Source organism: Monoglobus pectinilyticus (assembly GCF_002874775.1).
GTDB lineage: Bacteria > Bacillota > Clostridia > Monoglobales > Monoglobaceae > Monoglobus > Monoglobus pectinilyticus.
This window is the reverse complement of the sequence record NZ_CP020991.1, coordinates 2387787-2407369: the sequence shown is the minus strand read 5'-3', so window position 1 is coordinate 2407369 and position 19583 is coordinate 2387787. Positions and strand designations below refer to the sequence as shown.

The window sequence follows — 19583 nt, the reverse complement described above, 5'->3', positions numbered from 1 at the left end:
ACTAATCCCCACTCGACAACTCTTAATCAATTATTTAATCAAAATCACTAAAAATTTCAGCTCATTTAAACTTCACTATAAATTGTATAAGAATTGCCTCCTGATTTTTTAGCTTTGCACAAAGCCATATTAGCTTTTTTATAAAGAGTCATAAAGTCCACGCCATTATCCGGAGAAAATGCTATTCCTGCGCTTACTGTGCCCATTTTGCCAAATCCAAACTCCTCAGAAACTAAGCAAATTTTTGCCATTGTTTTGCCGACCTTATTATAGACTCCATCCTTTGCTTTAACATCAGTTAAAAATGCTACAAACACATCCGAATCCATTCTGCCGATAATATCTCCATGTCTAAAACTGTCCTCAAACACTGAAGCAACTTTTTTCAAATAATCTTCTGCTTTTATATGTCCCAGGTCTGCGTTTATATCTTCGTAGTTATCTATATCATAAACCACAAACGCACTCTCAGATTTTATTTTGGACAATTTATTTTCAATACACTCCTCTGTAGTTAATCTGTTGAGAAGTCCCGTAACACTGTCTATCTCGGCTTTTTCCAACAATTTTTCTCTTTCGTTTAAAGCGTTGCTCAAGGCAAGTTCTCTCTCTTTTTTAATTTGTATATCAGAAATTCTGCCGATAACTCTAACTATTTTATTCTCACTGTCAGGAACATAATGAAAAACAGCTTGGTGCCATCTGTATCCGCATCCTCCTATATTCGCTAAAAGTTCTATGCTGTCATCCTTTTTGTCTTCAGAATAATTTTCCCTAAACAGCAATTCATCAATTGATTCCAAATATTCAGGATACACCCACCCTACCGAACTGAGAGAGTTAATATCTTTGTATTCGTATTCTTTTCTTTTTCCATCACGCACCGGCATGGATATAGTAAGACTTTTAGTTACAGCATTATAATCTAATATTATATACTCAGACGTCTCAACCAAAATTGAGTTTACATATCCTTGCTCTTTAAATTTGTTTTCCGCCTCAATTCTATTTGTTATATCATCTATAACACAATAAACTACCATTTTATTTTTGCTGAAACTAATTATAGTTATACTAAGATTTGCATAAGCTTTTGAACCGTCTCTACATTTATATTCATGTTCCTCTGACAAATTTATATTAACACCATTTTTATCATTAACATATTTGCCGCATACATTAGAAATATAAACCAGTAAATCATTAACATAAGGAGACGACGTATAAACACTGCCGTCAAAAATTTCAAGCAATTCTCTCAGACGGTTATTATAAAATTTCGGTACCAAACTATCAGAATCATACTCAAAAATTCCAACTCCAAACTGCATAGAATTCAGCATACTTACAAGCTGTTCTTTTTCTCTTATGATTCCTATATCGTCTGTCAGACTTTCATCTACCTTTTGTATCGTGCCGATAATCTTTTTAACTTCGCCTTTTTCGGTTTGGCGCACAGTATCTAATTTAAACCAGCCATATTCACCTGAGTTCATTAAAATTCTCACAGTTATTCCTGAATCAAATATGCCGTTTTTAACTTTTGACAAATAGCTATCAAAAGCATTTTTGTCTTCTCCAAAAGTCTTATTAACAAATCCGCTTATACTGCAAATATCACCGAAAAAGTTATTAAATTCATATTCCGTCTGTTCATCCATAATAAAAACGTCATTTTTCAAATCTAACTCGAAAACACATATATTAAGCCTGCTCAAAACCGCAAACAAACGCTTCTTTTCCTCATTTACATGCTCGGCTATTCTCATATTTTCTTTTGATAAAGCAATATTTTTCTCTTCAGTAATATCTGCTGAACAACAAAGGTATATGCCTAAATCTGAACCGTTAACCTTCAGCACCCTGCATTCATACCATCTAGCATTACCATCAATATCTAAAACCTTATATGTATCGACAAAAACAGGTGCATTTTCAAAAGACTGCTTTATATTTTTATCAAGTGAACTATAATCTTTAGGATCAGCCAAATTAGACCTGCAGAAATTCATAAATGTATCAATATCAAACTTCATACCTGTCTCAAAACCAATTCTGCCATCAGTATACATAACCGTTACGGTTTTATTAATTGTATTTATTTCAAAAATTTCATTAAAAAATGATTTAAACATATCCGCATAAACAGAAATTTGCCGTGAAGTATCACGCATCTTTTGTTCTGTTATATCATTTATCAATATATAAAACAAGTCTCTGTTGTCGCTTTTTCCAATATGTTTTACCCTGCATGACAGCCACATTAAATGACCGTCTTCATGATACTTTTTAAGCTCAACATTTATTATTTGGTTTTCATATTTTGCTCTGCTGCAAGCGTTCAGCAACAAGTCTTTGCTTTCATCCTCAAGTCTGCTGAAACTTAGACCCAAATCAGAATACACACTGCCTGGCGACGAGCCAAACAAATCATAATATCCGTCATTAACCCGTATTATTTCAAGAACTCCATTTGGATTAAGTTCATACATTCCCATAGCGCCGATGAGTCCGCCAAACAAAGCGTCCACTTCTTTATTTCCGCTCCAAATACTCTCAACATTCAAATCATTGGCTCTAATATCAGATACACATTTATCAATTGGCAGCTTACTATATTTATCTATAACCTCATTAAATTCATTCTCAAACAAAGGCTTAGAATAAAAATATCCCTGTATGGTATCACATCCGATACCTCTAAGAAAGTCTTTCTGATACTGAGTCTCCACACCCTCTGCAATAATATCCATGCCAATCAATCTTGCCATTCGAACAACACTCGAAACAATAGCACCGGCCTTATCTGAATCTTCAATATCATCAATAAATCTTTTATCAATTTTCAAAATATCTATGTTAACATCTTTTAAAGTGTTAAGCGATGAATACCCACTTCCAAAATCGTCCATAAGGACTTGAAACCCATAACTCCTAAACTTATTGGTAACATCTATTATCTGTTCCTTATCCATTGTATAGGCGGTTTCTGTAATCTCTATCTTTATCATATCGGGACTTAGTCCATATTGTTCAATTAACCCCAAAACATTTTCACATATCATAGGTTTGTAACAATCAAGCCTGGAAAAGTTAACCGAAATAGGCAGCATAACTTTTCCGGCGTCGAGACGCTTTTTTTGAAATTTGCAAACCTCTTCAAGAACACACCAGTCCAATTTTGTAATGAACTTATTATTTTCAAAAACTGTTATAAACTTCTGCGGTGATATAACGCCCCTATCAGGATGCATCCACCTAACCAAAGCTTCCGCAGCTATTGGCTTTCCGCTGGTGACGCTGAAAATCGGCTGATAGCATACCTTAAACTGTTGATTTTGAAGAGCAGTATCCATATCGTTCAATATCAGTTCTTCTTCCATAACCATTTTACGCATTTCAGAATCATAATAAGAATATCTGTTCACGTAATCACGCTTAGCGCTTTTAAGCGCCATATTGGCACGGTCGCACATCTGGTCTATTGGTATTTTCTCATCATTGATGATATTATATATCCCAGCAAAAATTTTCAAATTATAATCAACAATATTGGCGCTATTGAGCGTCATATCCATTTTATTAATTATTGAATTTATATCACATAGGCTTGCAGGAATACAAACAACAAATTTATCAGACTCCATTCTTCCGTAAATTCCATTGTTTCCTACCAAACTTTTTAAAGTATCAGCTATTAATATAAGAATTTTATCGCCCTTATCGCTGCCAAACAACTCATTAATTACTTTAAAGTTTTTTATATCCCACATAATAATTGAGTATTTTACAGAAGGATTGACACTGAGCAGCTTATCTGTGGAAGCGCAGAAAGTTTCTCTATTATAAATCTGAGTTAATTTATCGTGTCTCGTTACATATCTAAGCTTATTAAGCGCGTCGGTTATCTGTTCTTCTCTATCCTTTTCAGAAGAAATATCAGAGAATAAAACATGACAGCGGCAAACTCCATTACTACCCAAAAATGTAATCATAGACATACGAACCCAGCTAAACGCTCCATTCCTTTTAATTCTAAACTGACATGTAAGAGTTCCGCTATCATCAATACATTTTTTAACCTTTTCTTCAAGATGACTCCTGTCGCCCGGATAAATTAAGTCCAATTCAAATAATTGATTTAAACTTTCAAAAGATATTTTCTCCGTATCAGCTATACTGCGCGTAATATTAAATATATTTGCAAAATATTCATTATAATATCCTAAATCCACCCTGCCCGACTCATAGTAATCAAATATAGCTATGCCGTCAGGTATAAGATCTACCATTGCAGCCAAACGCTCATTGGCTAAATCAAGCTTTTCTTCAAGAATTTCGCTTTCCAAAACTATACGAGTCACGATATTATCCACTCTGCATTTTACTATATCAGAATTATAAGGCTTTTCAAGAAAATCCACAGCTCCATCACGCAAGGCTCTTATTTCAGCATCTATGGCCCTGTCTGCCGTTGTAATAATTACGGATTTGTGCTGTAGTTCTTTATCTTTAGACATCTCTCTTAAAACCTGAAATCCGTCCATTTTTGGCATTACAATATCAAGCAACACTAAGATTATATCTTTATCTTCACGCAATTTTTTAAGGCAAACATCACCGTCATCAGCCTCAATAACAGTATAGTCATCTTTTAAAATTTCAGATAATATCATACGGTTCTGCTCAACGTCATCAACTACAAGAATCTTTCGTTTTTTATTACTTGTCACCTTTAAGTCACCTTCTTAGTTCATATCAATATAGAACTGTAACTCTTTCTATTTTAGTAATTATATCATAAAACAAAACAACTGCACAAGACTTTTTTAGAATTTGTTGGGTTATTTTGTTAATTTTCATCTGACTAACGAATAAAAACCCTCAAAATTCTTTTATAAAAAGAAATAATGAGGGTTTTATAAAATTTTGTTTTGATTATTTGGTTTGGAGTTTTATTTTCAATTTTATACTTTGATAAATATAACCAGATACAGATTATCCGACAGCTTCAGCACTTTCCGTACGTGGTTTCAAAAGTCTGACTATATTATTAAAACTTTCAATACTCTTTTGAATATTTCTCATATCAAGTTTATCTTTTTCAGGTATCTGGCTAGTCACAAAATCAACTTTCCAAATGATATCAAAATGAATTTGTGACAAACCGGAGTTTTGCTTAATAATGCTATCATTAAATCTATCAATAAGGGCAGCGAGTTCGTCAATATCAGATTGGCAAACAACTTCAGAATTCTCATTTTTATCCATAATCATATTAAGATTTTCATCTATTTTAACAACTGTCTCAAACGTAGATTGGTCAATATCATCCGGTTTGTCTGAACCGGCATCTGATAAAGCAAAACAACTTAATCCGCTGCATGATACAAACATAACCGCAAGAGTAACCGCTCCGACTATCACCTTTCTGAATTTCATTTTTGCTCCCCCTTTCAGAATTTTTATAAATTAACTTTCTTATAGTTAAATTATAACCTTATCTAAATACTTTTACAAGAGGGAATAAACACTAAATTATCATACATTTTTTGTGCAACATGTATAAATTATTTTTTATTTTAGTCAATTAGCTTGTCTTATTTCAACAATATTACAAATGTGTTACAACCGTGTTACAAACACCGTTTTGATATTTATTAATACTCAATTCTATAGCAATAAACTCTTATTAAAAAACATATTTAATAATTAATTAACCCCCTAGACATTTTTTTATCTAAGATTCTCATAACACTGGAATTAATCCTGTCTTCTGTTAAAATACCTTCCTTAGCAGCATTCGCTAAGGCAAAATGAGCTTCATCTATATCAGAGGGCATAAGCAAAATATCGTCTCCTGCATTTACTGCTGCTATACACGCTTCCGACGTCGTATAAGTCTTAATTATTGCTCCCATGTCTAAGGCGTCAGTTATTACAACGCCGCTGAAACCAATATCGTTTCTAAGCATAGCTATCACTCTTGAAGACATAGATGACGGAACATCACTTTCAGTAATCTTTCGGGCTGATATATGACCTACCATAACAAAATCACAGTCTGCTGCGGCTCCGTATGAAAACGGTACAAACTCACATAAATTCATTTCTTCTAAAGACCTGTCAGTTGCAACAAAACCGTTATGAGTATCTCCTTCAGCCGCACCAAGCCCGGGAAAATGCTTCATACAGGAACTAACCCCTTTTGACTGCATGGCTCTGATTTCGGCTGACGCCATTTGTCCAACAAGCTGAGGGTCACTGCCAAACGAACGGTCGCCTATTGAGGAATTAGAATTGATTTCAACATCCGCGTCCGGAGCAAAATTAAGATTAAAACCATATTCTTTCAGCGCTGTTCCAAGCGTTTCACCTGCCTCTGAAGCTTTTCCAACATCCTTAGAATCGCCAATCTCTTTCATAGGTGGAATTTTAGGAAAACCAATACCGGCATTCCCGAGCCTTGCTACTCTTCCACCCTCCTCATCAACAGATATAAATAAGGGGATTTTAGAATAGGACTGAGAATTATTAATCATATTTTTTATTTGATTCTCGCTGACAATATTTTTAGAAAAATATACCAAACCTCCAACGGGATATTTTTCTATTGCCGCCTTTGTTGCCTCACCGGCTTTAGTAGCTTTTTCAACCCCGGTTATTGATTCAGGAGTTACAATCATCATTTGATATATCTTATCATCAATACCCATTTCTGAAACCTTCTGCTTTAAACTGTCAAGCCTGTTATGGCTTCCTATATAAGCAGATTTAGTTGGTTCGTCCCAGTTCACTTCAAATCCAAAAGCTTCTGAAACAGCTCTGACCGGCATTAATGTTCTATCAGAAACTATCAAAGGCGGACTATCTAATTTTTTAACGCTGTCACCGACATACATTGTTCTGCTTCCTATTGTCAGACTTATTGTAACGCCATCTTTTGTGCCGACTGCAGTTTGATTTTCCTCATTCCAGTTTACCTCAGCTCCTAGAGCTTCAAAAATAGCGCGCATTGGAACCATTGTTATGCTGTTAATTATTTGCGCATTAACATCAGCGTCCAATATTGAATCATTTACATAAACAGTAATGTGGTTGTTATCAGCTGCTAGTACATTTACCGTTCCTATAAATATAACTACCGCAATTAAAACCATGGTTTTTTCTAATATTTTCTTTATCATAACGCTCATCCCTTTCTGTATTAATACAATATTACAACATTGTTTATCCTATGTCAAATTATTCTATGGAACAATTTAGTAATATTTGGTCTAATAAACCGCTTGAGATTGTTGACAATGGTGTATAAATTAGTTCAGTTGACTGCTCTAAGCGTCTTGTACAGCTAGTAATCGTCCCACTGAGATAATTTTCATTACATCACAGTGTAATTGCTGAAATATTTGTAACACCGTTAAAAGTCTTCTTTAACTTTATATTTTTATTTTGCTATTATCATATAAAAAAGGTCAGCAAACGCTGACCTTTTTAAAATTTTAACCGAACTAATTTTGACAGAATATAACCGTTTTATCTCATAAATATTTTAATATGCTTATCATCTATCCTTTCAAGCACATAAAATCCATCTTCTGCCGCCGTTGCTTTTGCCTCGTTATTCGGCTTGCATCGGCCTTGTGCTTCACATGTGCCGTCGTCTATAACAACCAATTCTCCGTGCGTTCCCATATATCCCCATTCCGGGCGGTCTTTTCTCGGTATGTAACTTTGTGAAGGGTCATAATCTTCAGATAAAATATATACATCTCCCTCACCTGCAGGTGTTATAATATTGCCTTCATTATCTGTTTCTTCTTTCCACGTTATATGTTCGGTAAGCAACCGGCCAAATACATCCTTCTTATATTTACCGCTCCACTGGTCGTCATAGTTGTTTCCAACTATACATGGATTTCCTGAAATTACTCCAAGTAAGTCTTTTGGGTCTTCTGAATTTGCAAGCCGTATCTTCTCACCGTCAAAGCATACAAATAGTCCGCACCTGTCCTCATTATTGGGATTTCCGTCTGACCATTCTCTAAGTTCCGCATAGTCGGCTCCGGTTCCGTTTATTGACTTCATAGCATACACATCACCGCTGTACGCCGCACGGAAGGCGTTGGAACGGGAACTTAAAGTCCCGTTTCCAACTATAAATCCGTCGCCGTTATTATGAGAATAATATCCGGCTGTTGGTTCTAAATTATTTTTACCGCACACAGTATTATAACCGTTGCAGAGCAAAGACCAGCCGCCTATTGCTACTGCCCTTTCTCCATTCACAGCATTAGAATAACCGCCCAATGAAACCGAACAAACTCCGGGCACCGTCCCCTGCCCTCCTAAAACAACAGAGTAGTTTCCACTTGCACTTGAATCATTCATTACATTTATCATCTTTTTATCGTTTACATATTTTTTCGTCTTATCAACTAACTTTGTCAATGCTGTCATTCCTAAAATTTTTGTTGCCATCTATATCCCTCCAGGTTTATTTAAATAAAGCTTCTACCTCTGTCGCTGTAATTTCCTGCAGTGCGTCATTCTTCATATATCCGCTTAAGTCTATAGTCTCACCAAGAGCGTCCCACGCTGAGCCTGTCCACGCAAAATTCTGTCCGTTCTTATCAACAACGTTCCATACATCTCCAACTGCATTTCCTGTTGTCGGCAAGGACCCATATGTATCCTTACTGCCCTTATACTTGTATACGCTTGACACTTTGTTGTTTACATATGTTTCTGTTGCTAGTCCTGCTTTAGACTCTGCTATTTTTGTATCCACTGTAGCCTTTGTATAATATCCTGTCATCATAGTTTCCTGTAAATTATCTACATTGCTGTCTACCTCATTTATAGCTGATACAAGGTCTGTTTTAGCAGTCGTTGTTAAATTTGCTCTTGTTCCTATATTGTCCCTTATTTCCTCACAATTTGTCCATGCGTCATTGATTCCATTAACTATACTCGTATTGTCTGTATCCAAATCAGCTAAATCTCCGATTTTATTGTCTACAGCTGTTACCTCAGTCTTTAAAGCTAAAGTTTTTGTCGCATTCGTAACTGTAGTAGATACCTGTGAACTTGTCTGATAACCGCTGTCGTTTGTAAGCTGACTTAACTTTATCGGTATTGCTGTTGATACCGCCTTAATCTTTTCTACTAATTTTGTTAATGCCGCCGTTCCTAAAAATTTTGTTGCCATAATATTTCCTCCTTAATTAATATGCAAGCATTGCCTGCTAATTTTATAAAACTCTCACTCTAAAAACATGAGCCGAACTAATAATTATATTAACATGACTTATTTTCACTGCTATTTTTCAAAATATAATTTTTTATAATTAAAATAATGCACTTACCTCATCTGCTGTAATTTCTACTAACTCTCCTGATACATCGGTTGACTCTGTAAATATTCTGAATAAATCAATAGTCATTTCCGTATTTGTTGTTTCACTGCCTGAATATATAGTACTCGAGGTTCCATCAGGCGTCATGTAATCTTCTGCATTTAATATAATAGTTCCGAGATATATATTTATAGTTGCTAACTTCGTTTCATCTTCTATCTCTATATAGCTGTTTGGTTTTCCCTTTGCCTCTTTTAATCCGCATGTCACCGTCATATCAGAACCGCTTATTTCACCTGATAAGTTATCAGTGTCAAGCACGTAAGAAGCATAACAATATTTTTTCTCTTCGCCTGCTTCCTCTTTAACTCCCGCCGCTTCCAACATTTGAGACGGCAGTGTAAAGCTTCCGTATGTCTCGTCTGTAATTTTTATGGGCGGTATATTATATCCCACTATCCAATTACCGTTTTGCCAAATGTTAAATTCCTCCGTCTTATCAAGTTTCTGTAATAATACAGCTGTATTCTTTTTGGCCGTATCTCTTTGCAGTTCATAACATTTATAATCCAGTCTTGACAGATAGTTTCCTATCATCGGTATAAGATTTACAGAAATTTTCTCCTGCTCATCGTAATAATCAACTGTTTTATCATCCACTATAGTAAACGTACCTATATAAAACTGCAAACATTCAGTATTAAGGTTAGTTCCAAAATTATCGGCTGTACTAAACATTGTAAATTCATCCAGAATCAAATCCCATTCAAGATATAAATAATATGGTTTATTAAACTCTGGCGCATCTAACATATTTATTTCAAACGTGTTATTAATCTGACTTTTAAAATCATTATCAAATAATCTGTTTGACGTAATATACGCATTATTGAAAGTAAAAGAAAATTTGTACTTTCCGTCAGAATCTTTTGTCATTATAACGCTCTGTGAAATGGCGTTAGGAACTATCAGACTAAATTCAAGATTCTTATAAATCTCATTGACCGCTCCCACAATGCTGTTTTTATCTTTTGTCTCAAGATTTATTATCCTTCCTATATCTTTTAAATAATGCGCATTAGAGTTACTCTCGCATTCAACTATTTTATAATCCCGAAATTTCAATGTTTCTTTATCAGAATTACTTCCGTCCCCGATTTGTACGGCATTATCTGCCAAACATTCCGCACCGTATCCTATCGCGACAGCATTAGCCGCTGCCGCCGTAGACGCACTTCCGACTGCAACGCAGCGACCGGCTCCCTCTGCTCCCGCTCCAATTACTACTCCGCGTTCGCCGGTAGAAGCTATACCGTCGCCTATTGATATATTTTGAGCTCCGCCTGCTTGTGCTCCGCCGGCTATAAAGCCCCCGTTTGTAACCTTATCTGCCTTTTGAGCTAAGCCGTCAGTAATATTTTTTATCTCCTCAGAGCTTTCAATCAAATTATTTACGGCATTCTTAACCATAAGCGGTGTAACATAGCTGCTGTTATCTGTAGTCTCTGACGTTATGTTCTCTATTGTTTTGACCGGTATTTCCTTTTTAATATTTTTATCCGCCTCAATTCGGGCGCTGACTTCATTGGTTATTAAATTTACAGTATCTTCATCTGTATCAATTAAAGTATTGATAGCGTCAGCAACATTAACTATATTTAAATTAATATCTGCCAGTCTTCCAATATCTTTTATATATGATTGTCCGGTTTCAGAATCAATATCTGTTATCTGATAGTCATATACTTTTAATGTTTTTTCTTTTATATTTTCTCCTGCGCCAAGCTGTACGCCATTACTTGAAGACACTTTAGCATCTCTTCCAATAGCTATACCACCTTTGCTTAAGGCTCCGCCGCCTATAGATATACCATTGGACGACTCGGCCTTGTTTCCAATAACAACCGCTCCTTCTTCTTCGCTTACTACTCCTCCGCCTGCCACAAAACCGCCGTTTGTTATACTGTCAGCTTTTTTATTAATTTTGCTCTCAAGCTCAGTCTTTAATCTGTTATCTGCCGCATTGCTTTCATCTTCAATTATTTTCAGCTTGTCTTCAACTGTCATATTGCTGTCAAAATCCAAATCACATGCCATATGGCGATTAGACTGCCCCTTAAAATGTGCTGACATTAAATTATTAAATTCAGACAAAGCTTTATCACAATACGATTTTATCCAGCCTTTTTTGCCATCTGAAGCATACTCATTATTCTTAGAATCATACCATAAAGCCATTAACTAACCTTCTTTCTATAATATTTTCTGTGGTATCCTATTTCATTTTAGGTTATTTAGAATGACAGCGCGTGCCACTTTACCAATAAGCTAAAACTATAACCGAGAGAAAACAAAATTATAGAAATAAATTTCATATCAAATTAAACATAACAAAAAAACAGACTGAAATTTCAGTCTGTTTTAAATATTATTCAAAAATACTATTCTTCGCTGTGGTCATGACTGCATCCGCAGTCACATCCGTCTTCCATACCGCTCAAGTCCAACTGTACAGTTTCACCGCAATATGGACAGTCGAAATTACCTTCAACCAAATCATCAATGTCGTCGCCGGTAAAATGAACATTGTTTCCACAATTGTCACACTTAATTTGATATTCATCAGCGTCATCGTCATACTCATCGCTGATTTCCTCTGCTAAAACATCAATAACTTCTTCAACATCGTCAATTTGGTCTGCAAGAAATCCCTGCTCTTGGTCAAGCATATCTATCTCATCAGCAGTTTTCTCTAAAAAACTAATTATAGATGATAAAATTTTCGTTTCATCCTTCTGTGAATCCAGCTTCATACCATCGAACAAACCTTTGATATATGCCGCTTCTTTTGTCAAATCAGACATAATAATGCCTCCTATTATATTATAATTATACTCTTTCCATATACTCTCCGGTACGCGTATCCACTCTTATCATATCCCCGTCATTAATAAACATCGGGACAGTCACAGTAGCACCTGTTTCAAGAGTAGCCGGCTTTGTTACGTTTGTAGCGGTATTGCCTTTAACTCCGGGTTCAGTATGCGTAACAGCAAGCTCAACAAATGTCGGAGGCTCAACTGAAAAAACTTTCCCTTTGAAAGAACAAAACTTAACCTGCATATTCTCTTTAACAAATTTAAGAGCGTCGCCTAACTGGTCAGCGCTGAGAGGAGCCTGTTCATATGTTTCAGGATCCATAAAATAATATAAATCTCCATCCTGATAAAGATATTCCATATCTTTTCTTTCAACCATAGCCTTTTCAAACTTCTCAGTCGGGTTAAAAGATTTTTCAACAACCGCGCCAGTTATTACATTTTTAAATTTAGTTCTGACAAAAGCAGCGCCTTTTCCAGGTTTAACATGTTGGAATTCAACAACCTGACATACGCTTCCGTCATATTCAAATGTCATTCCATTTCTAAAATCACCAGCAGTTATCATTGGTGTGTACCTCCTAAAAAATAATATCAGTTTTTTTACATTCTATACTAAAACTCTATATTTTGCAAGTACTTTTTGCAATTTTAACAATTTTTTAGAGAATTTTTTCTTATAAGTTTAAAAATTTTTTATAAAAATAGTATTGACAAATAGAATAATATGGATTATAATATAAAAGTTCTTGTTCGAGACTATAAATTAGTCAGAACAAATGAGGATCTTTAGCTCAGTTGGTTAGAGCAACCGGCTCATAACCGGTAGGTCCGGGGTTCGAGTCCCTGAAGATCCACCAAGCATTTTTACAAAAGTGGTCAAATTCTTTTTTCTAAAGGATTTGTCCGCTTTTATTTTTTCTTTAAATTGTTAATCAAAGAATACAGTGTGCTGTGAACTATGCCTATGTCCGCAGTTATAGATTCAATCAATACGCCTGATAAATAACGGTTAATGAATATCTGCTTTTCTTTCTTATTAAATTTTATATTCATTATAGGTATTCCAAATAATAATACTATTTTATAGAATTTAAAATAAACACATAAGAAAGACCTTAATCTTAAAAAAGAATCATCTTTTTGATAGATTAAGATCTTAATATTAATTGGGAAGAAATTATTGTTTTTTCAATTTATTATTTTCTACTTTCCGTCTGTCTCGGAAACCGGAAGGAATCTCAAAGCAAAGAAATCTGAAGCGACTTTTGTGCCTCCGTCTGCCGTTCTCACCGGATACCACTTGAATTCATATGTGCCCGCTTTAAACTCAGGAAGCTCAATTACATGTACTCCTGTGCCGTCGGTATCTGTTGACATATTTACAAAATCAGCCGAAAGATTTTCAACAAATCCAACTTTCGGCGTCTCAATAGATATGCGTGAATCATTACGCTTTCTGTTGGTAAGCACATAAACCTTGTACGGTCCCTTTGCAGCCTGCTCCTCTGATACTGAGAAGTAAACCGAAATATATGTATCAATTGAAGGGGTGCTTTCCTCACTTTCGGCGCAGAAGTTTATATAGCCCAGCTTCTTGGTGAAATTCGTACGCAAACTATCTGCAGGGCCAAACGCTTTTTCATACTCCGCTGTATAGTTTTCAGGAGTTTTTACCAAAAGGTTGGTTGCGCTTGCGCTTGAAGCCGTTTTAAGAGGCTTTGTGCTGTCAGACGAAGTTGTGACATCTACGCCGTTGCTCCAGCGCATCATATCTTCTGTTTTGATTAAATCGTCAACAGTGAATTTTGCAGGGTAAGGCGTAGCCATTGACTCGCTCAGTGAGATATTTAATTCCTTTGTCTCGCCAGATCTACCTGAAAGCTCAACGCTTGAATCTGTCATCAAAGTATATTCACGCGTATCGGTCGATATTTGAGCTGTATAACTGCCCTCGGGAAGATTATTTATCGCATAGTCTGCACTCTCCTGACCGGCAGGAACTGTTACATCCAGAGTTTTAACTGGGCAGCCGCCCTGCATAAGTGTAACTGTAACCTTCACTTCCTCCTTGGAAGCAGAAGACAAGCTCACGGTTCCGTTTACACTGAATGTATTTTCCGCACTGCTGTGCGGCTGAATTGTAAGCGGAATAACTTTTTTCGCGCCATACTGCGTTCCGTTTTTGCGTATATATACCGAAATATTGGTTTCTACCGGCTCGTCTCCATATAATGGCCGAATAATAGAAATTGTGTTCTTATCTTTGTCAACACTTGCGTATGTGCTGTCTGATTCCCACTGATAACCATAACCATCTGCCGCTTCAGGTAGAATAATATCGCCTTCACCTGAAGTGTCAATGTTAATTGAAGAGGCATTCTCATCAAACTCCGAATAATACCGGTTCATACCGGATGGATCCCAGTTATCGCTGCCTCTGAGATAATTATATGGGTTATACTCAAGCATTGACCATTCGTTCAGCATAAACTTTTTACGTATTGACACACTGCTTGTAATGGCCTTACCGGTTTCAGCGTCCACAGAACCATATTCACCAAAGCGGGCGTCTTCCGCTTTATTATCGCCCATATCTGTCCAGCCCTTATCTGAAATCAAATACTTATTCGTATATCCGCTGCGCTTACATTTATTAATTTTTGTATTTATATATGTGACCTCCGCATTTGCATTCCATGGTCTTCCTAACTCGCTCGGTGTGGCCCAATCTGTTCCGGTAACCTCGCAGTTATAGAATAAATATCCATTGCCTGACGACTGCCCTGCCGCTGTTATGCAGGCAGAATCGGTTGCGCCTGTATTTGAATCCATAGGCTTGGCCGAACCGACATTGAGGGTGCAGTTGTTCATAACGGCTACTGCACCTCCGCAAATATAATCGGTTGTTCCTTCTAAGAAGCAATTTTCAAAATATATACGGTTTTTATTTATTCCAATTGTGTCCTGCTTTGAAACCACTCTGCAATCGCGTATTATAACTCTGTCAGAAGCGGTATACAATGCGCAGGCACGCTCTCTTGGTGAATCTTTTCTCCCATTCTTCTCCGGGTCGAGGTTATATTCATTTCCTATATACGTTCTAGACTGAAGCCAGCTATTTATCTCATTATCAGACATTCCTTTGGCAGACTTTTTTCTGCCGCTGAGGCAAGCGCCTCGCGAATAGTCTTGTATTGATTCTTTGAAATATCCGTCTCACCGCTTTTGTCAACAGTAAATACTGTTCCGCTCTCTTGAGCAGGAGTAGATGTAGGCTCAGTTGTCACTTCCGGCAATGCAGGCGTTGCTGTAGGCGACGGAGTTACGGTAACAATAGGGGTTACAGAAGGCTCAGGATCCTTTGTGGGAGCAGGAGGGTCAGTTGGTTCAGGTGTTGGAACGTCCGGCACCGAAGTGCCGGACGTTTCTAATATACGCATCATTGACAGCGGCTGCATACCGTCCGTGCTGTCCCAATACATTACTTTCATCGTTATTCCGCTTTCTACATCTGAAATATTCATTTCAGCGCTTCTGTTTTCGGAATTTATCTCTTGTGTTACTGTGTCTATAAGTTCGTCACCGCGATATTTTGCAATAATCAAAGTGCCGTCCGGTGCATCGTTTGAAATAGTAGCCGTATAGGTTCCGTTGAGAAGAAGAGTTGTATAATAATCGTCTCCATTATGCTTTAAGTTTATATACTGCTTCTCTCCGGTCTCTACCAATACGGTACCCGAAACACCCTCAACATTGGCAATATACTTATTATTTGTACCATCATTTTTTAAATCAGTCTTAAATAAGAAGCACAACGTTTTTTTGCCTTCAAGCAGAGAACGGTCAACATCCTCATTGAGCGGTATGTCTATCCATGCAAAGCTCTTATTTCCTCCGGTCGCAGTGTCAAAAACCTTGTGCGCAATTTCAGTACCGCTTGAAGAGCCAACTCTAACTGAAACCTCTGAATTGTCAATCATTGAGGAATAAAGCGCTATCTTAACACCTAATGTTTTTAAATTTTGCACATCACAGTCTTTAACAGCAAAACCGATATAAGAATTATCATTGGCCAAATTTCCAATATACAAGTTGTCTGAATAATATTTCGGAGCGCTGCCGGACTTGTTTTTAATTGCCCAGCTGGAATTTGATGAAATTTCCGCACCATACTTTTCCCATGTGCTCTCGCCTGTGGTCTGTACATAATCAGCAGGATAAATTGAATATGTCTCTCCTGCCGCAGCGTCAAATGCTATAACAGTTCCGTCCTCTTCAGTTGTGAACGGCACCTTGTTATACTTGCTGTCAACAACAACCGCATTTTTATCAAGCGAGCTGTTGCGTGCTTTTAATATTCCGCTGTTTGCGGCCTTTAATGTTGCCTTAGTAAGGCTTCCTTCTTTCCAGTCTGCTCCGGCTTCAATATTACCAATTATTTTAAATCCGCTGAAGCTTCCGCTCTGCCATTTGTCAGAAATTGCCGGCAGGAACTCAACCGAATCTCCCTGCTTCTGTACAAGCATTTCGGTTATGCCTGCTGTAAGACCATAGTTTCCGTCAATTTGGAAGTTAGGATGCTGGTCAAATAGATTTGGCGAAACTCTTGTTCTGATAAGCTGTTCAATACGCGTATCAGCTGTCGCCGGGTCATGCGCTCTTGCGCTCAGCGCAACTCTCCACGCAACTCCCCAGCCCTGTCCGCTGCCGGCGCCTCTTGCAAGAACGCTCTGACGGAACGCTTTGTAAATTTCCTGTTCATGCTTGTCGGTGCTGTAAGCGTTTATATGTGTTCCCGGGAACAGTTCCCAAAGATGAGATGTGTGCCTGTGCCCGCACTCTGAGCCATTCGCAGCAGTATGCTTTCTATACATACCGGACTTATATTTAGCCCTGCTCTCCTTTGCCGTGTCTTCAGCAGCGTTGCCCGTTACAAATGGGTATGTATAAGTCCATAACTTATTGCTTGAATCTGCTGTTGAGAAGTCAAATTTAACGTCTCCTCTGGCCCATTCTCTGATAAGCCCATAGCCGCTATGGCTCTTATCGGTTTCGATAATATCCGGTGCAAGTTTACCCTGCTCATATGAGAAATAACCGTTTTCAGGCATTTGCTCTTTGATTTTTGCAATAAGCTCAGCTTCCTCGGTCTCCTTGCCAAGTATCTGTGCGGATTTCAGAACCATATCATATAGGTTTCTTATAAGCTGTGTATCTATTGCTGAACCCGGCTGAACACTTCCCTGCTCAGGTGATGATGAAGCAGCAGTTATAAGATAACCGGTCTTGGGGTCAACAACCAGGAACTGAGTATAAAAATCTGCAAGGCCGCGCATAATCGGGAATAATTCCGCAAGATACTGCTCATCAAGATTATACTGATAATACTTCCAAACGCAGTCCATAAGCCATGCTCCGCCCATAGGCCAAAGCACGTCAGAATTATCAACAAACTGTGTGCCGCGCCAAAGGTCTGTATTATTGTGCATTACCCACGGATCGCCCGGAATATATTTATCGTCATTTCTGTGATTCTTTATACCATACTGATAATCTGCTGTTATGCTTCCATTTTCAGCCAACTGCTGCAGCATTTCTGTAAGCGGAAATACGCATTCAGAAAGGTTAAGAGGCTGTGACGGCCAATAATTCATTTCAGTATTAATATTAATTGTATATTTTCCTGCCCATGACGGATTGTTTGTTCCATTCCACTTACCGGTCAGATTAAGCGGCTGGCTTATAGGAATATCGTTCTCAGTATCTCCGGGACGTGAGCCGGAAATCATAAGATACTTTCCGTAGTTAAACATCATTGTAACCAGCTTATTATCACCGTCATTATAAGTTGAATCAACAGGGGTTTTAGCTTCAAGCTTATTACCTGCCCCGATTTCATAACCGGATTTGCCTTTAACATCCTTACGCACACGTTTCTCTGTCGGAGTGCCGCTTTCGTCCGTGCCGTCATTGTTTCCAAGAGTAAGCTCAGAACGCTCGTAAAGTTCTTTGTAATCAGCAATATGCGCCTCTTTAATTTCCTCATATGACTTGTTTTTTATCTTTGAAATATATTTATCACAGTCACGAGCAGGCTTACTGTCATCAAGAGTTAAGTAATCAACATAGTTAGAAGCGCTTACTATGTAGATAACGGCCTCATTGCCGCCGCTGATGTTTATGGTTGAACAATCATCAGAAACGCTGAGTTTCGCCCCGTTTCCTGCGTCAATATACATTCTTGCCTCGCCCACAATTTTCGACATATTCCCCAAACCATTACTCTCTGATAAGTTTGCAGGTCTGGCAATTATCTTAATCTCATTATCGGAAATTTTCTCAAATTGCTGTCCTCCTTTCAGCCAAGTGTGAAGCTGTGCGGAAAAGTCTAAAATTCCGCCTTCCGACTTCACTTTTGTCACAATTGCCTGATCCGGATAACTCGCAAAACTCTCTCTCGTGTAGTGAGTTCCCTCATAATCATACTCAACAGTCGCAACCGCATTGCTCATATCAAGACGTTTAGTATAATTTGACGCTTTTCCGCTCTCCTGATTAAAGTCCAAGAAAAGCTCAACAAATTCTGAATATGCTCTCTGTTTTATTGGATTTCCGAGGAAGTTGTCATTTGTAAGATTTGCAAGGTCAAGTCTGTTTGAAACAGCTTCCTGTGTATCGCTGTTATCTATATTAAGCGCCATATTTGTAATAGTCTTATGTGCAAATGCAGGGAATTTCTGACGGAACTCCTCATCGCCCGTGAGAACCTGGTCGCCCTCCTCACCGAAGGCGGCAGGCGTGCCGTCCGCTTTGGCGCCTCTGTAATACTTCCATGTATCCTTTACACTTCCGGCGGTTGATTTGCCGTCCTCGCCAACATATGGCGAACCATTCCAAATGGTATCCTCATTAATCTGGATAACCTCTTTGTCAATCGCACCCATAACCATAGCCGCCATACGTCCGTTTCCTATTGGATAACCGTGCGTCCACAAAAATTCATAATACGCATGTGCGTCATACATGTCGCCGATGTTACCATACGGATTTTGAATATCTGTTTTAGTTTTGTTACTTACATCTGGATCCATTTCCCAAAATCCATCAATTATTTTTTGGTCTGTCCACATAACGTTTTCTGAATCAAACAGATTGCTTGTCTCCGCTGTGCTGACGGTTTCCGATTTTGCGTTTACTGTAATACCGGTAAACATCCCGGCAAAAACAGTCACAGCCGCAGCAAGACTTGCCAGTCTTTTAAACTGTTTTTTCATCATAATTAACCCTCCTTAAAGTTGTTTTTTCTCTTTGTTTAAATATAACAAAAAACAATAACAAATTA

10 protein-coding genes and 1 tRNA gene are annotated in these 19583 nt (G+C 37.6%); 1 reads left to right on the top strand and 10 read right to left on the bottom strand.

All coding sequences use genetic code 11. The annotated features are described in order from the left end of the window. Positions 1-65 precede the first annotated feature (65 nt). From B9O19_RS10155 to efp, 8 genes are all read right to left on the bottom strand, one after another. Complete coding sequence (locus tag B9O19_RS10155; protein WP_102366303.1) at positions 66-4733, bottom strand: EAL domain-containing protein; 4668 nt, start codon at positions 4731-4733, stop codon at positions 66-68. A 265-nt stretch (positions 4734-4998) separates the two neighbouring features. After that, positions 4999-5442 (bottom strand): hypothetical protein, encoded by a 444-nt coding sequence (locus B9O19_RS10150; RefSeq protein WP_102366302.1) that lies wholly within the window; start codon positions 5440-5442, stop codon positions 4999-5001. A gap of 263 nt (positions 5443-5705) precedes the next feature. Continuing rightward, positions 5706-7187, bottom strand: coding sequence for a glycoside hydrolase family 3 N-terminal domain-containing protein (locus tag B9O19_RS10145; protein WP_158648983.1), 1482 nt, complete (start codon positions 7185-7187; stop codon positions 5706-5708). Between the two features lie 349 nt (positions 7188-7536). After that, positions 7537-8481 (bottom strand): peptidase G2 autoproteolytic cleavage domain-containing protein, encoded by a 945-nt coding sequence (locus tag B9O19_RS10140; protein ID WP_102366300.1) that lies wholly within the window; start codon positions 8479-8481, stop codon positions 7537-7539. Between the two features lie 16 nt (positions 8482-8497). Beyond that, positions 8498-9211, bottom strand: a complete 714-nt coding sequence (locus B9O19_RS10135; protein WP_102366299.1) for a hypothetical protein — start codon at positions 9209-9211, stop codon at positions 8498-8500. Positions 9212-9350: 139 nt separating this feature from the next. Then, entirely contained in the window at positions 9351-11597 is a 2247-nt protein-coding gene (locus B9O19_RS10130; RefSeq protein ID WP_102366298.1) for a hypothetical protein, read from the bottom strand. 203 nt (positions 11598-11800) lie between these two features. Continuing rightward, positions 11801-12223: a CD1247 N-terminal domain-containing protein gene (locus B9O19_RS10125; protein ID WP_102366297.1), complete on the bottom strand. Its 423-nt coding sequence runs from the start codon at positions 12221-12223 to the stop codon at positions 11801-11803. 25 nt (positions 12224-12248) lie between these two features. Further along, the gene (gene efp / locus B9O19_RS10120; protein WP_102366296.1) at positions 12249-12806 is read right to left on the bottom strand and encodes an elongation factor P; all 558 of its coding nucleotides are present in this window, start codon (positions 12804-12806) and stop codon (positions 12249-12251) included. Positions 12807-13021: 215 nt separating this feature from the next. Here efp and B9O19_RS10115 point away from each other — a divergent pair. Next, positions 13022-13098: transfer RNA gene (locus tag B9O19_RS10115), tRNA-Ile, on the top strand. A gap of 346 nt (positions 13099-13444) precedes the next feature. Here B9O19_RS10115 and B9O19_RS10110 read toward each other — a convergent pair. Continuing rightward, on the bottom strand, positions 13445-15379 hold the full coding sequence (locus B9O19_RS10110; protein ID WP_102366663.1) for a pectinesterase family protein: 1935 nt from the start codon (positions 15377-15379) through the stop codon (positions 13445-13447). Then, positions 15361-19518 carry a glycosyl hydrolase family 95 catalytic domain-containing protein gene (locus B9O19_RS10105; RefSeq protein WP_102366295.1) on the bottom strand — a complete coding sequence of 1386 codons (4158 nt, stop codon included), beginning with the start codon at positions 19516-19518 and terminating at the stop codon, positions 15361-15363. The genes B9O19_RS10110 and B9O19_RS10105 overlap by 19 nt, the downstream gene beginning before the upstream one ends. Positions 19519-19583: the final 65 nt, after the last annotated feature.

What these genes read in the sequence shown, in the direction of transcription:
- B9O19_RS10105 (WP_102366295.1), bottom strand. Translation starts at nt 19,518, where the DNA reads ATGATGAAAAAACAGTTTAAAAGACTGGCAAGTCTTGCTGCGGCTGTG.
- efp (WP_102366296.1), bottom strand. Translation starts at nt 12,806, where the DNA reads ATGATAACTGCTGGTGATTTTAGAAATGGAATGACATTTGAATATGAC.
- B9O19_RS10125 (WP_102366297.1), bottom strand. Translation starts at nt 12,223, where the DNA reads ATGTCTGATTTGACAAAAGAAGCGGCATATATCAAAGGTTTGTTCGAT.
- B9O19_RS10145 (WP_158648983.1), bottom strand. Translation starts at nt 7,187, where the DNA reads ATGATAAAGAAAATATTAGAAAAAACCATGGTTTTAATTGCGGTAGTT.
- B9O19_RS10110 (WP_102366663.1), bottom strand. Translation starts at nt 15,379, where the DNA reads ATGTCTGATAATGAGATAAATAGCTGGCTTCAGTCTAGAACGTATATA.
- B9O19_RS10135 (WP_102366299.1), bottom strand. Translation starts at nt 9,211, where the DNA reads ATGGCAACAAAATTTTTAGGAACGGCGGCATTAACAAAATTAGTAGAA.
- B9O19_RS10140 (WP_102366300.1), bottom strand. Translation starts at nt 8,481, where the DNA reads ATGGCAACAAAAATTTTAGGAATGACAGCATTGACAAAGTTAGTTGAT.
- B9O19_RS10130 (WP_102366298.1), bottom strand. Translation starts at nt 11,597, where the DNA reads ATGGCTTTATGGTATGATTCTAAGAATAATGAGTATGCTTCAGATGGC.
- B9O19_RS10150 (WP_102366302.1), bottom strand. Translation starts at nt 5,442, where the DNA reads ATGAAATTCAGAAAGGTGATAGTCGGAGCGGTTACTCTTGCGGTTATG.